This is a genomic window from Microbacterium sp. NPDC076768, assembly GCF_040687205.1.
GTDB lineage: Bacteria > Actinomycetota > Actinomycetes > Actinomycetales > Microbacteriaceae > Microbacterium.
Genome location: NZ_JBFBMU010000002.1, coordinates 834,272 through 848,577 on the forward strand (window position 1 = coordinate 834,272; position 14,306 = coordinate 848,577).

The following is a 14,306-nucleotide window of genomic DNA, read 5'->3' on the forward strand; positions in this document are numbered from 1 at the left end:
CTTGCCTTGATGCTCTGAGAGAGCGGTGTGCGCGATGCTTAGCGCGCTGCGTAGTACTCGACGACCAGCTGCACTTCACAGGTCACGGGGACCTCTGCGCGCTTCGGGCGACGGACCAGACGCGACTGAAGCTTGTCGAGCTCGACCTCGAGGTAGCCGGGAACGGGAGGCAGAACCTCGGCGTGACCGCCGGCTGCTGCCACCTGGAAGGGCTCAGTGCCCTCGCTCTTAGGCTTGACGTGGATGAGCTGGCCCGGCTTCACGCGGAAGGACGGGCGGTCAACGAGCTGACCATCAACGAGAATGTGGCGGTGCACGACGAGCTGGCGAGCCTGCGCGGTCGTGCGGGCAAAGCCCGAACGCACGACGAGTGCGTCAAGACGCATCTCGAGCAGCTCGACCAGGTTCTCACCGGTCAGACCGTCGTGGCGACGGGCCTCGTTGAACGTGTTGCGCATCTGCTTCTCGCGAATGCCGTACTGCTCGCGAAGACGCTGCTTCTCGCGCAGACGAACCGCGTAGTCACTGTCGGTCTTGCGCTTGGTGCGGCCGTGCTCACCCGGAGCGTAGGGACGCTTCTCGAGGTAGCGGGCGGCCTTCGGGGTAAGAGCAACGCCGAGGGCGCGGCTAAGACGCACCTTGCGGCGGTCCTGGGACTTCGTAGTCACGAAGTGTTCCTTCCGATGACGTGGTCGCGTCTTTCACGACTCACGGACGTATCACCCGCGTTCTGCCTTGGAGCGCACGCCGGGGCGCTGTCAAGGTGTGTAGTGAACGAGGAGATGCCCGAAAACACGGTTTCGAGCCGCTCAAGTCTAACAGACCCGTCGTCCCGATCTGTTCCTGGACTAGCGGTCCCCCAGGATGCGTCTGATGCGCTCGAGACGGGCGCTGATCTCGCGCTCTGCTCCGAGAGTTTTGGGTTGGTAGTACTGACGACCATCCAACTCATCTGGAAGGTATTGCTGCGGCACGATGCCGAACTCGCTGTCGTGGGAGTACACATAGCCGCGACCGTGGCCCAGCCGCTTCGCCCCCGGATAGTGCGCATCTCTCAGATGCAGCGGGACGCGGCCAAAGCCACCCTTGCGGATGTCTGCGATCGCCGCGTCGATACCCACATACGCTGCATTCGACTTCGCTGTCGTTGCGAGGTAGACGGTGGCCTCAGCCAGCGGGATGCGCCCCTCAGGCATGCCAATGAAGGCGACGGCGTCTGCCGCAGCGACCGCGATGCTCAGCGCCTGTGGGTCTGCCAGGCCCACGTCTTCGGAGGCGGAGATGACGAGACGCCTGGCGATGAATCGGGGGTCCTCCCCCGCCTCGATCATGCGTGCGAGATAGTGCAACGCGGCGTCTGGGTCTGACCCTCTAATGGACTTGATGAAAGCACTGATGACGTCGTAGTGCTCGTCACCCTGCCTGTCGTATCGCAGCAGCGCCTTATCCACAGCCTGAGCGACGTCGTCAGCAGTGACCTCAGGCACGAGAGGCGCTTCTTGCCCCTCTTCGGGCGTCGCTTCCGCCGCGTGAGACTGTGCGACGGCAGCACCGGCTTCAAGGCCCGTCAGCGCACGGCGCGCATCGCCTGAAGCCAGTCGCACCAGAGCGGAACGGGCTTCGTCGGTCAACGTGACGGCGCCCTTGAGGCCGCGCGCATCGTCGACTGCTCGGTCCACGAGAAGCCCGATGTCGTCGTCGGTGAGGGGCTGAAGCGTCAACAACAGGGAGCGAGATAGCAGTGGGGAGATGACAGAGAACGATGGATTCTCAGTCGTCGCCGCGATCAGAATGACCCATCCGTTTTCGACCCCCGGCAGCAGTGCATCTTGCTGCGCTTTGGTAAAACGGTGAATCTCGTCGAGAAAGAGGATTGTGGTCTGACCGTAGAGGTCGCGCTGGGTGATGGCTTCTTGCATCACCTCGCGCACGTCTTTCACTCCTGCGGTGATTGCAGATAGCTCGACGAATCGTCGTCCTGAAGAGCGCGCAATGGCCTGCGCCAACGTCGTTTTGCCTGTGCCAGGTGGCCCCCACAGAATGATCGACACCGCTCCGGGTGAAGTGGCTGCGGGGTCAGCAAGAGCGACGATCGGTGAGCCTGCTCGTAAGAGGTGTCGCTGTCCGGCCACCTCTGCAAGCGACACCGGACGCATCCGCACGGCGAGGGGCGTCTGCCCTGAGAGCAGTGCAGCTGGGGACGTCATCCCTCCAGGCTAACGGCGGGCGCTGACACTTCGGCGATCCGCTCATCCGGGTAGGCTCTCAGGCGACGTCGGAGTGCGACGTTCAGATGGGAGATGCACAGATGGCCGCACGCGGTTCCAAGAACGCGCAGGCGCGCATGTCAGCTGAGCGCGCTCGTCTGCACACCGCGCGCGCACAGTGGCATGAAGGCCAGATTCGCCGTCGCGTGCGCGACAACACGATCGCCGCCATTGCCGCCAGCCTCATCGTTGTCGCGGCTATTGGCAGCCAAGTCCTGCATGCTCAGGCCACAGTGCCCGCGCCTGAGCCCACGTCGACCCCCTCGGTCGAACCCTCGACGGTGCCGACGGATCAGCCGAGCCCGGAGCCATCCGAGACTCAGGCCGAATAGGCGGCTGGACTGACCGCGCTGCGGTCAAAGGTCAGCCCCGCTCGAGTCAGGCGTTCGCGCAAGACCGGCTCTTGGTCTGAACTCGCCCCACGGAGCTCGATCCTGTCCCCCGCAATCTGCGGTTGCAGATCAAATTCGGTCGCAATGCGTCCGATCTCGATGAGCTGAGCCGCACTGAGCGTTCCCTGAGCCACCGTTGGTGACAGCGTACGCAGGAGCTCAGGACGGATCTGGATGGGTGACGGGTTGCTCTCGCTCTGACGGGTCTTCGCGGCAGCGATGCCCAGCGTTGGTGAGATTTTGGCAAGCACCAGAGCAACGGCTCGAGTGCAGGACGCGCACTCGACTTCCCATCCAAACTGCGCACCGAGCGCGCTAAAGCTGCAGAGTCCAGCGGCCCGCACTGCCACGCTCAGCTGGTCGAGCGTCAGCCCGATGTGCTCGCACACCACCGCTGTGGGCTGGCGAGTGTCGGTTGAGGGGACGAGATACGGAGCGATTTTGTGGCCATCGCGCTGTCCGACGAGCGTACGAAGAGTTTCGAATCCTCTTGTGTCGCCGACAAATATGCCGCCGAGCACGGTTTGGGCATCATCGGTGAGTACGAGCTTCCGATAGGTGCCGGTTGCCGCGTGCTCCTCAACCACGACTTCGACGGCTCCGCGCGTGTGTCCGAGCGAGTCGCCCCACCACGCGGCGTGCACACCCGCTATCGAAACTCGCTCCGCATCTTCCTGCGCAAGCGGACGCAGTTTCTCCTCTCGTACACGCATCGCTGCGACCTCAGCGGTCGAGAGAGCGTCAGCCGGCGAGGTCAGACGATCCTGCCTTCTCCGCGCTACTTGGCCGATTGCGAGGATGTCGGGGTCGGAGGTGCCGCAGCGTTCATCAATGAGCACACCCCCTTTGGGGTCCACGTCGAGACCCAAATTGCGTGCGAGTTCATCGCGGGCACGCACCCCGACTGTGACCACGACAACATCAGCGAGCTGAAAAGACCCATCCTGAAATTCCAACGAGGCGACAGCGCCGGACTCATTCTCATCGATACGAGTCGTGCGAGTGCGGGTGCGCACCGTGATGCCCTGATCCACGAGCAGCCGCTGCATGAGCGCCGCACCGGCTGCATCAAACTGCCGTGGCATCAAGCGTTCCTGATACTGCACGACAGTGGTGTCGACTCCCCTGTTGCGCAGTGCAACGGCGGCCTCGAGTCCAGAACGTCCACCACCGATGACGACCCCGCGAAGCGGACGCCCCAGCTCCCGAGTGCGGGAGTCGAGGAAGGCGCGCAGCAGCACCGCGTCGTCGATCGTATGCAGCAGAAAACAGCCGGGAAGACGCGCGCCGTCAACGGCAACTCGGGCGGCGTACGAGCCCGTTGCAAGCACGAGCGTGTCGTAGAAGTAGTCGCGCCGAGATCGTGTTCGTACTGAGTGCGTGCTGCGGTCAATGCGCAGTACTCGATCGTCGGTGACCAACCGCACACGAGCGTCACGGAATACCGAGGAGTCAATCAGAAGCTCGTGCGGGTCGACTCCGTCAACGATGCCAGCTACGCCTGATCTGTCATATGGGGCGTGTGCCTCATCGCCGATCACGGTGATGCGCGCCGTAACATCTGGATCACGAAGCAGGCACTCGACAAACGTCGCCGCTGCCACCCCTGCGCCGACGACAAGGATCTCCTTCGTCGTGGATACGGGGTCGTTCATCGCGCTCCTGTCACCGAAAATCTTCCCTTTACCGCGAGGTTATGAGGGTCGTGTTTCCGCTATGCAACGTGGTGTGTTTCGTCGGGCGAACGTTCTCCTCACAAATCGGTAACGCCGAGAGGTAACCCCACGCCCGCACTCGCGGCGCTCTGGCGTACTAGGCTGAGCCTCGTCCTTTCCGCCTCCCGCGGCCCAACCGCGCAAGGAGAATTACGTGTCTGCCAACGAGCCTTCGAAGCCGACCCCACCCGTCCCAGTGCCGCCAGGCGTACCGATGCCACGAAAGGCGCCGACTCCGGCGTCCGTTGCGTCATCGACGACTGCGTCTGTGTCTTCCTCTACCTCCGCTGAATGGGGTCGAGTCTCAGAAGACGGCACTGTTGAGGTCAAGGAGGACGGCGTCTGGCGCGTCGTCGGCCAGTACCCCGATGGAACGCCGGAAGAAGCGCTTGCGTACTTCACGCGCAAGTTCGACGACATCGCCTTCAAAGTGCACACCCTCGAGCAGCGCCACCAGGCAGGCGGGGCAGCGGCAAGTGATCTCGCCAAGCAGGCCGAGCATCTGATCGGCGAGGCGACCGACGCCGCAGCGGTGGGCGATCTCGCCGGACTACGCGAGCGTCTCACTGCACTCACTTCATCGCTTTCTGAGGCGACTGAGCAAGAAGCTCAGCAGGCCAAGGAGCTCGTCGACAAGGCGATTGCGGAGCGCACAGTGCTTGTCGAGCGCGCAGAGGCGATCGCTGCCAGCGACCTCAGCAAGGTGCAGTGGAAGCAGGTCACGGCAGAACTCGGCGAGCTGTTCGATGAGTGGCAAGCTCAGCAGCAGAATGGGCCTCGCCTGTCGAAGAGCGTTTCGCAGCAATTGTGGAAGCGGTTCCGTGATGCGCGTGCCGTCGTCGACAAGCAGCGCCGTGCGTTCTATTCTCAGCTCGATGACGCCCATAAGGTGGCCCGGGATGCGAAGTCCCGTCTCGTCGAGCGCGCCGAGGCACTCGCTCCTCGCGGCGTCGACGGCATTCCCGCCTACCGCAACTTGCTCGACGAGTGGAAGGCCTCCGGACGCGCCGGCCGTAAGGCTGATGACGCTCTGTGGGCTCGCTTCAAGGCGGCAGGAGACGCCCTCTACGCAGCACGTGCAGAGCAGTCCGCCGCAGAAGAGGCAGACTCCGCTCCCAAGATCGAAGCCCGCGAAGCCCTGCTTGAAGAGGCAAAGGCCGTGGCCGACGAGTCAAACATCAAGCGAGCGCGGGCTCTGCTCACGCGTATCCAACGTCAGTGGGATGAGATTGGCCGTGTCTTCCCCAGGGAGAAGGAACGCGCACTCGATGACAAGCTCCGTGCCATCGAACAGGGCCTAAAAGGCCGCGAAGACGTCGACTGGAAGAAGAACAATCCAGAGACTAAGGCGCGCGCCAACGACATGACGTCCCAGCTCCTCGAAGCAATTGAGAAGCTCGAAGCCGAAGTAGCCGCTGCCGACAAGGCTGGCAACAAGAAGGCGGCCAAGGAAGCAGCAGACGCGCTCGAAGCGCGTCGTGCCTGGCTCAGCGCCCTCGGCGGCTGATCGGTTCTCCACAGGCAACCCCACCGCACAGCAAGCGCGGGGTGCACTACGCCAAACTGGCGTGATGCACCCCGCGCTTCTGTATTTTCCCGGCCAGCGCCTCTCGCAACCCGAGCTCAGCGCCGCACGGATCGATGGTCACCTTGTCGAGGTCGGAGACGCCTACATCCCCGCCGATCTGGTGGAAGGCCCTGATGTTCGCGCCAGCAGCATCGCCCACATCATCCAGCCCGGTACCGCAGCCTCTGGCCCCTCCGCGGCGTGGATACATGGCGCAGGAGACGTTCCGCCTTCGGTGCACCACGTGCGGCGCTACGTGGCGCGACGCTTACGCCCGATCATGAGCTCGCGAGTCGTCTTCCACGACACGCTTCTGCCCGCATCAGACGTCGTCTTCATCGGCGGCGCTGCGGTGTCGTCTCCGGTGAGGACAATGCTCGACCTGGCGACGAGTCTGCACCGCGATCCGCGGATGATGACCTGGATGGACCGTCTCGCGGCCGTCCAACCTGATACGCCTGGTGCCGCGGCTGCGGTACTCAGTGAAATGCGCCGCGTTCCGGGAAGCCGCGTCGGATCAGCCGTGCTCCAGCGACTTGCTCTCAGGAAGAAGTAACGCGATAGACGTCGTATACGGCATCGATACGCCGCACTGCATTGAGGACTCGATCAAGATGCACTGCATCACCCATCTCGAAGACAAAGCGACTCAGCGCGAGCCTTTCATCTGTGGTCGTCACTGACGCCGACAGAATGTTGAGGTGGTGCTCGCTCAGTACGCGGGTCACGTCAGAAAGCAGAGCAGAACGATCCAGTGCCTCTACCTGAATATGCACGCGGAACACACTCTTGGTGGTGGGAGCCCACGAGACATCCACAAAGCGGTCTTGCTCGCCGCTCAGCGCCTTCACATTGACGCAGTCGGCGCGGTGGACGGATACTCCGCTCCCCCGCGTGACGAAGCCCACAATCGGGTCCCCCGGCACGGGAGTACAACACTTCGCCAGCTTCACGAGGATATCGTCGGCTCCGCGCACGAGGATTCCGGAGTCGCCTGTGCGAGGCTCTCGCGTAGGGATGCTTCCTGGGAGATCAATCGCGCCAGTTGTCGGGTCATCTGCGGCAACGAGAGCTGTCACCTTTTCCAGCACGGACTGCGTGGACACGTGCCCTTCGCCGACAGCTGCATAGAGCGCAGACACATCTTCGTAGTGCAACCCGCGCGCAACCTCAGCGAAGGAATCCTGACTCATCAAGCGCTGGAGAGGCAGGTTCTGCCGACGCATCGCTCGGGCAATCGCCTCTTTACCCTGCTCGATCGCTTCTTCTCGTCGCTCCTTCGTGAACCAGCCACGAATCTTGTTGCGCGCACGTGTGCTGGCAACAAACCCCAACCAGTCCTGGCTTGGACCCGCATCCGGGTTCTTGGAGGTGAACACCTCTACGACGTCGCCACTCTTGACCTCGGATTCCAGCGGCACGAGCCGGCCGTTCACCTTGGCACCCATGGTCCGGTGCCCAATCTCGGTGTGCACAGCGTAGGCGAAGTCCACGGGGGTGGCCCCCGCAGGAAGCCCGATCACACGACCCTTCGGCGTGAAGACGTAAACCTCTTTGGCACCGATCTCGAACCGGAGGGAGTCTAAGAACTCACCCGGGTCAGCGGTCTCGGCCTGCCAGTCGGAAATGTGCGCCAACCAGGCCATGTCAGCGTCGGAGGCGCGCACCTCCGTTCTGCTTCCGCCGTTCATCCGCTCTTTGTACATCCAGTGCGCCGCCACACCGTACTCCGCTTGCTGGTGCATCTCGTGCGTACGGATCTGGATTTCGACAGTGCGCCCTGCTGGGCCGATGACGGTGGTGTGCAACGACCGATAAAGGTTGAACTTGGGTGTGGCGATGTAGTCCTTGAAGCGCCCAGGCAACGGCGTCCAGCGTGCGTGGATGGCTCCCAGCACCGCGTAGCAATCTCTGACAGAGGCGACCATCACACGGATTCCGATGAGGTCGTAAATGTCGTCGAACTCGCGACCTCGGATCACCATCTTCTGGTAAACGGAATAGAGCTGCTTCGGGCGCCCGACAACCTTGCCGCGAATACGCAGGTCTCTGAGATCTTCGTCGATCTCTTCGACAACCTGCCCCAGGTACTTCTCCCGCTGCGGGGTGCGCTGCGCGATCAGACTGTGAATTTCGTTGTAGATCTTCGGGTGCAGTACGGCGAAGGAGAGATCTTCGAGTTCCGATTTGATCGCCTGGATGCCGAGGCGGTTTGCGAGCGGAGCGTAGATCTCCAGCGTCTCTTTGGCCTTCTTTGACGCTTTCTCCGGCGGCACGAAACCCCAAGTGCGGGCGTTGTGTAGGCGGTCGGCCAGCTTGATGAGCAGAACACGAATGTCTTTCGACATCGCAACAATCATCTTGCGGACGGTCTCTGCCTGCGCACTTTCGCCGTACTTGACCTTGTCGAGTTTGGTGACGCCGTCGACCAGCATCGCGACCTCGTCGCCGAACTCCGCGGTGAGATCGGCCAACGCGTAGCCCGTGTCTTCGACGGTGTCGTGCAGCAGCGCCGCTGCGACGGCACGAGGTCCTAGCCCGAGCTCCGCGAGGATCTGAGCGACCGCGAGCGGGTGCGTGATGTACGGCTCACCGCTCTGGCGCTTTTGTCCTTCGTGCTTTTCTTTGGCGACCGCGTACGCCCGCTGAATCACGGCGATGTCGCCCTTGGGGTGGTTCACCCTCACGGTGCGGATCAGGTTGTCGAGATCATTAATCCTCGACGCGCGCGAGAAGATGCGAGGAACCAGTCGACGCAAACTCGAACCCTGCGACGATGACTGCGGTTCCGCCATCAACCCACCTCCAGATCAGTTCATCCTACGTCTGCTGTGCGGGACTGGTGCCCGCTGAGCAAGCGGACTACGCCTTGATGGCGGCCTGGGCACGTGCCTCACGGATGCGAGCGTCACGTTCCTTGAGCTGCGGCTCGTTCTCGCGGAAGAGCGAGTACAGCGGAGCAGCAACAAAAAGCGTGGAGTACGTCGCGACCAGGATGCCGACAAAAATCGACAACGAGATGTCAGTGAGCGACTCTGCGCCAAGCCAGAACGAACCGATGAACAGCACAGCACCGACAGGAAGCGCCGCTACAACCGATGTGTTGATCGAGCGCACCAGTGTCTGGTTCACCGCGAGGTTCACCGACTCACCGAGCGTTCTCGCGGACTTCTCACCGTCTTCTGTGGTGTTTTCCCTGATCTTGTCGAAGACCACAGTGGTGTCGTAAAGCGAGTACGCAAGCACGGTCAAGAAACCGATGACTGCTGCGGGCGAGATCTCAAAGCCAGCCAACGCGTAGACGCCGATCGTGATCACGAGCACATCCAGCAGACCGATGATTGCCGCGGCCGACATCTTCCAGGTGCGGAAGTAGATCGCAAGAATAAGAAAGGTCAGCGCCAAGAAGATCGCAAGACCCCATAGCGACTGCTTCGTGACGTTCTCGCCCCACGCCGGTCCGATGAACGACGATGCGACGTCAGTCGGCTCGACACCGTAAGCGGCAGCGAGTGCGTCGGAGGCTTCTTGCGTCTCTTCTGCGCTCATCTGAGATGTCTGCACGCGGATGTCTGTTCCGTTGACAACGACGACCTTGGTGGTCGCCCCTGGCACGACCGACTGCACAGCCTCCGTGGCCGTCTCCTGCTCGACGCTGTCAGGCGCCTGCACGGTGAACTGCGAGCCGCCAGTGAACTCGATCGAGAACTCGATCGGACGCAGGAGCGGCACAAGAGCCGAACCGACCACAAGCGCGATCGCGATGATGAACCACAGGCGACGCTTAGCGACAAACGGGAAGGAAGTTTTTCCCGAATAGAGGTTGTTGCCGAACTCATTCATGGAAGGCATCAGGAGTCTCCCTCACTTCCGGCGTTTGTCGATTTGTCGTTGGCAAGCGCTTCGGCGCGCTTGCGCTCTGCAATGGTTTGTCGGCGATCAGCTTCTCCGCGGGAGCGAGCGTTCTTTGCTCCGCGGCCCGCAGAGGTAGTTGTCACCTCTCGGTACTGCGACCGACTGCGGTACACCGCCCCCAGTGCTGCGGGATCCAGTCCAGACAGCTTGTGTCCACCACCGAAGAACTTCGTCCTCGCCAACAACTGCATCACCGGGTGGGTGAAGATCACGAAGATCAACACGTCAATGAACGTCGTGAGCCCGAGCGTGAACGCGAAGCCCTTCACTGTCGAGTCCGCAAGGATGTAGAGCACGACTGCAGCAAGAATGTTGATCGACTTTGAGATGTAGATGGTCCGCTTGGCGCGACCCCATCCGTCTTCCACCGCGGAAGTGACAGATTTGCCGTCACGCAACTCATCTCGTATTCGCTCGAAGTAGACGATGAACGAGTCGGCCGTGAAACCGATCGACACGATCAGACCCGCAACACCAGCGAGCGAGAGGCGGAAGCCGATACGCCACGCCAGGATGCAGATGACGATGTATGTCAGCACCGCCATCACGGTGATGGATGCGATGATCACTGATCCCAGTGCGCGATAGACGATCAGGGAGTAGATCGCCACGAGCGCCAACCCGATCAGTCCAGCGATCAACCCGATCTGCAGCTGCTGCGTACCGAGCGTGGCAGAAATCGTGTCAGAGCTCTGCACGGTGAAGCTCAGCGGCAAAGCACCGAACTTGAGCTGGTTCGCCAGCGTGGTCGCTGTCTCCTGGGTGAAGCTGCCCGAGATGCTGGGGCGTCCATCGAGGATCTGCCCGTTCATGCGCGGTGCGCTGATGACGCTGCCGTCAAGCACGAACGCGAACTGGTCTTGCGGTGTCAACCCATCCAGGCGGTTCTGGTTGAGACGGGTGCTGACCACACCGAACGCATCTGCACCGTCGCCGTTCATCGTGAGCTGCACGAGCCATGCACCGGTCTGAGGATCGCGGCCTGCGGTGGCATCCGTGATTGCTGTGCCGTCGAGCTCTGTTGGCCCGAGGATGTACTTCGACGTGCCATCGGCGGAACACGCAATGACAGGCTCGTCCCGCGGAGCGCGTGAGGGGTCATTGGCGGGGTCACTGCAGTCGTACGCCTGGAACTCCGCGGCGAGCATATCTGTCACCCACGACAGGTCGCTCGCGTCTGTGGGGGTGGCTGTCGGGGTGGAGTTCAGCGTCGGATCTGGCGTGGGAAAAGGTGTGGCATTGCCGTCTTCGCCGACGAACTCCGTGCTCGCGACGTCTGTGTACAGCACTGGACGGAACTCCAGCTGGGCGCTGGACTGAATGCGCTCACGCGTTTCTGCGTCTGCTTCACCAGGAATCTGGACGACGATGTTCTGTCCGCCCTCAGTGGTGATATCCGCTTCTGCGACGCCCGATGCATCAACGCGCTGACGGATGATCGCTGCGGCCTGGTCGAGCTGCTCCTGCGATGGAGCGGCTCCGTCCTCTGTCTCGGCGCTCAGGACGATCTGGGTGCCGCCCTGGAGGTCGAGGGCGAGTTCTGGTGCCCACGAGCTCTCTTTGAAGACGTAGACGCCCATGGCATTAATGCCAAAGAGCACACCGGTCACAAGGAGCAAGCCGAGCAGAACCCGCCAGGCGTGACGGACGGGAGAGGATGAAGCCACGTGTATTCAGCTTTCTGGAAGAACGGTGATCCGAGCGGCTACGCCGGCGACGGACTTACTTGTCGTCTGCGTCGCGCTCGAGACGAGCGTGCGTCTCCTCGGGCGTTTCCGTTGCGGGAGCAACAGACTCTTCTACAACGATCTCTTCGATCTCGTTGTCTGCGTCGACAATGACGACATCTTCTTCGACAACGGCATCCTTCGGTTCAACAACGCGCAGAATCGCCTGGCTGTGAACGTCGATGATGGTGCCGGGAGCAATCTCCACCAGTGCGGGAGTGTCGAGGTCTTCCGGGTCGTACGCGACGATCGTTCCGTAGATGCCGCCCTGGAGCAGTACCTTCGCGCCGGGAACGGTCTTGGTGGCCTTCTCTTCCTGCTCGGCCTTCATCTGCTTCGTACGCTTGCGCGTGTTGAAGATCATGAAGACAAGGAGTACGGCAAGAAGACCGAAGAGGAGAATTTCCATGAGGGAGCGCCTTTCTCAGGTGCACGCTCCAGCCTTTGGGCGCGCGAAGGTAACCGGGAAGTCTTCTGCGATTATAGGTCATCCAAGGTAAGCGCCCCGTCCGGATGGGCCACACCCAGATGTGCATAGGCCTCTGGCATGGCGACTCGACCGCGCGGAGTGCGCCCCAGAAAACCGATACGTACCAGGTAGGGCTCCACCACGCTTTCGACGGTTTCCGCCTCTTCACCGACCGCTACCGCAAGGGTGCTGAGACCGACGGGTCCTCCGCGGAATCGTTTGACGAGTGCTTCCAGAACCGCACGGTCGAGGCGATCAAGGCCGATCGGATCGACGTCATACAGCTCCAAGGCTGCGCGCACATCGTGGATTGTGGCGGCACCTTCGCCGTGCACCAGCGTGTAGTCGCGCACTCGGCGCAGCAGGCGGTTAGCGATGCGAGGGGTCCCCCGTGAGCGGCGGGCGATCTCTGAAAGCGAATCGGAAGGAAGGTCGACTCCGAGCACGATTGCCGACCGCGCAATTACCTGCTCAAGCTCTGACTCTTCGTAGAACTCGAGATGACCGGTGAATCCGAACCGATCGCGCAGCGGGTTGGGGAGCAGGCCGGAACGAGTGGTGGCTCCGACCAGAGTGAACGGCGCAAGCTCCAGCGGGATGCTTGTCGCTCCAGCGCCCTTACCGACCATGATGTCGATGCGATAGTCCTCCATCGCGAGGTACAGCATCTCCTCTGCGGAGCGAGCCATGCGGTGGATCTCGTCGATAAAGAGCACTTCGCCAGGCACGAGGCTGGACAGCAGAGCCGCAAGGTCACCGGCGTGCTGGATAGCAGGACCACTCGAGAGCCGCAGTGGCCGCTCACTTTCGTGCGCGACGATCATCGCCAGCGTGGTCTTACCGAGCCCTGGTGGGCCCGCGAGCAGGATGTGGTCGGCCGGGCGACTCTGAATGCGCGCTGCTTCGAGGAGCAGAGTCAATTGGCCACGAACTTTTTGCTGGCCGACGAAGTCGCCAAGACTGGTGGGACGAAGAGCGCCTTCGATGGCGAGCTCGGTGTCGTCGGAAGGCTCGGTGGCGTCGAGCGGGTCAGACACGAGCATTGCCTCCCTGCGCCGGGCCGAGCAGAGCGAGCGTGCGTCGCAGCAGCGCGGAGACAGATGAGCGCTCCGCGTCTGATGCCTCAGAGGCCGTTTGGGTCGCCGCTTCTGTCGCCACCTTCTCCGACCATCCCAGGCCGATCAAAGCAGCGGCAACCTGGGTCACCACATCCGTCTCCCCCGCGGGAGTCCGCTTCGGGGCGGCGGCGAACGCCTGCACCTTGCCCGCAAGCTGCAAGACGATGAGCTTCGCTGTCTTGGGGCCGATGCCGGAGACGCGCCTGAACGGCGCATCGTCTTCGGCGGTGACAGCCTCCGCGATCTGATCGGTGGTGAGATGCGAGAGCACCCCGAGTGCCGACTTCGGGCCGACACCGGTGACGCTGATCAGGAGCCCGAAGATCTCGAGCTCCCCGCGGTCGGCAAAGCCGAAGAGGGAGAGGGCGTCTTCACGAACGATCAAGCTTGTGTGCAGCAGGATCTTCTCTCCCACAACCGCGGTGTGTGCGACGTCGGCGGGGACCGCGACAGAGAATCCCACTCCTCCCACATCGACGATGACCTGGTCGGATGTCGCGTGCAGGACGACACCGTGCAGAGAAGAGATCATTCCGTCAGCCTACGGTGCGGCTCGTATTTATGTTCGAGCGACACGCTCCGCCTCAGCCCAGGCACGTTGCGCCGGGGTGAGTGCGGTGCGACCTGTGGGTGTAGCGCCGCCGCGACGCCAGGCGTGACACAGCGCAATCGCCAAGGCGTCTGCGGCATCGGCTGGCTGCGGAAGAGCATCTAACCGAAGAATGCGCGCAATCATCGTCTGCACTTGCCGCTTGTCTGCCGCGCCGTACCCTGTCACCGCGGCCTTCACTTCACTCGGTGTATGGGTCGCTGCGGGAAGGCCGGCTTCAGCCGCAATCAACAGTGCGACGCCACTGGCTTGAGCCGTCCCCATCACCGTGTGCGTGTTCTGCTGAGCGAAGACGCGTTCTACTGCCACGGCATCGGGTTTGTACTCTGCGATTGCCGCACGAATCCCGGCGGCGATGATGGCGAGACGATCGCCGATCTCCGCATCGGGCGATGAGCGAACGACCCCCACATGCACGAGGGTGCCTCGACGTGACCGGTCAACATCGACCACGCCGACACCGCAGCGGGTGAGCCCTGGGTCGATGCCCAGTACGCGCAGAGAGGAGGTCACTCCCCCAGGCTAT

General features: G+C 62.4%; 13 protein-coding genes. 3 read left to right on the forward strand and 10 right to left on the reverse strand.

From position 1 onward, the window contains the following. Positions 1 to 38: 38 nt before the first annotated feature. The gene (gene rpsD / locus AB0O87_RS10415) at positions 39 to 668 is read right to left on the reverse strand and encodes a 30S ribosomal protein S4 (protein ID WP_363515155.1); all 630 of its coding nucleotides are present in this window, start codon (positions 666 to 668) and stop codon (positions 39 to 41) included. A gap of 180 nt (positions 669 to 848) precedes the next feature. Next, complete coding sequence (locus tag AB0O87_RS10420; protein ID WP_363515158.1) at positions 849 to 2,207, reverse strand: replication-associated recombination protein A; 1,359 nt, start codon at positions 2,205 to 2,207, stop codon at positions 849 to 851. 101 nt (positions 2,208 to 2,308) lie between these two features. Here AB0O87_RS10420 and AB0O87_RS10425 point away from each other — a divergent pair, with 101 nt between their 5' ends. Then, a complete protein-coding gene (locus AB0O87_RS10425) occupies positions 2,309 to 2,599 on the forward strand; it encodes a hypothetical protein (RefSeq protein ID WP_363515161.1) in 291 nt (96 codons plus the stop codon). Here the strand turns inward: AB0O87_RS10425 and AB0O87_RS10430 are convergent. Next, the gene (locus AB0O87_RS10430; RefSeq protein WP_363515164.1) at positions 2,587 to 4,314 is read right to left on the reverse strand and encodes an FAD-dependent oxidoreductase; all 1,728 of its coding nucleotides are present in this window, start codon (positions 4,312 to 4,314) and stop codon (positions 2,587 to 2,589) included. The two genes, AB0O87_RS10425 and AB0O87_RS10430, sit on opposite strands and share 13 nt — an antisense overlap. Positions 4,315 to 4,528: 214 nt before the next feature. Here AB0O87_RS10430 and AB0O87_RS10435 point away from each other — a divergent pair, with 214 nt between their 5' ends. Together AB0O87_RS10435 and AB0O87_RS10440 are read left to right on the forward strand one after the other, a co-directional pair. Beyond that, positions 4,529 to 5,881 (forward strand): DUF349 domain-containing protein, encoded by a 1,353-nt coding sequence (locus AB0O87_RS10435; RefSeq protein ID WP_363515167.1) that lies wholly within the window; start codon positions 4,529 to 4,531, stop codon positions 5,879 to 5,881. Positions 5,882 to 5,945: 64 nt separating this feature from the next. Beyond that, positions 5,946 to 6,497 (forward strand): SAM-dependent methyltransferase, encoded by a 552-nt coding sequence (locus AB0O87_RS10440; protein WP_363515170.1) that lies wholly within the window; start codon positions 5,946 to 5,948, stop codon positions 6,495 to 6,497. Here the strand turns inward: AB0O87_RS10440 and AB0O87_RS10445 are convergent. From AB0O87_RS10445 to ruvC, 7 genes are all read right to left on the reverse strand, one after another. Beyond that, on the reverse strand, positions 6,484 to 8,736 hold the full coding sequence (locus AB0O87_RS10445; RefSeq protein WP_363515173.1) for a bifunctional (p)ppGpp synthetase/guanosine-3',5'-bis(diphosphate) 3'-pyrophosphohydrolase: 2,253 nt from the start codon (positions 8,734 to 8,736) through the stop codon (positions 6,484 to 6,486). The genes AB0O87_RS10440 and AB0O87_RS10445 overlap by 14 nt on opposite strands. A gap of 67 nt (positions 8,737 to 8,803) precedes the next feature. Then, entirely contained in the window at positions 8,804 to 9,793 is a 990-nt protein-coding gene (secF, locus tag AB0O87_RS10450) for a protein translocase subunit SecF (RefSeq protein WP_363515176.1), read from the reverse strand. Then, positions 9,793 to 11,523, reverse strand: coding sequence for a protein translocase subunit SecD (gene secD / locus AB0O87_RS10455; RefSeq protein WP_363515179.1), 1,731 nt, complete (start codon positions 11,521 to 11,523; stop codon positions 9,793 to 9,795). The genes secF and secD overlap by 1 nt, the downstream gene beginning before the upstream one ends. 55 nt (positions 11,524 to 11,578) lie before the next feature. Next, positions 11,579 to 11,992, reverse strand: a complete 414-nt coding sequence (locus tag AB0O87_RS10460) for a preprotein translocase subunit YajC (protein ID WP_363515182.1) — start codon at positions 11,990 to 11,992, stop codon at positions 11,579 to 11,581. 71 nt (positions 11,993 to 12,063) lie between these two features. Next, positions 12,064 to 13,089: a Holliday junction branch migration DNA helicase RuvB gene (gene ruvB / locus AB0O87_RS10465; protein WP_363515185.1), complete on the reverse strand. Its 1,026-nt coding sequence runs from the start codon at positions 13,087 to 13,089 to the stop codon at positions 12,064 to 12,066. Continuing rightward, positions 13,082 to 13,702, reverse strand: a complete 621-nt coding sequence (ruvA, locus tag AB0O87_RS10470) for a Holliday junction branch migration protein RuvA (RefSeq protein WP_363515187.1) — start codon at positions 13,700 to 13,702, stop codon at positions 13,082 to 13,084. The genes ruvB and ruvA overlap by 8 nt, the downstream gene beginning before the upstream one ends. 27 nt (positions 13,703 to 13,729) lie before the next feature. Next, entirely contained in the window at positions 13,730 to 14,293 is a 564-nt protein-coding gene (gene ruvC, locus AB0O87_RS10475; RefSeq protein WP_363515189.1) for a crossover junction endodeoxyribonuclease RuvC, read from the reverse strand. Positions 14,294 to 14,306: the final 13 nt, after the last annotated feature.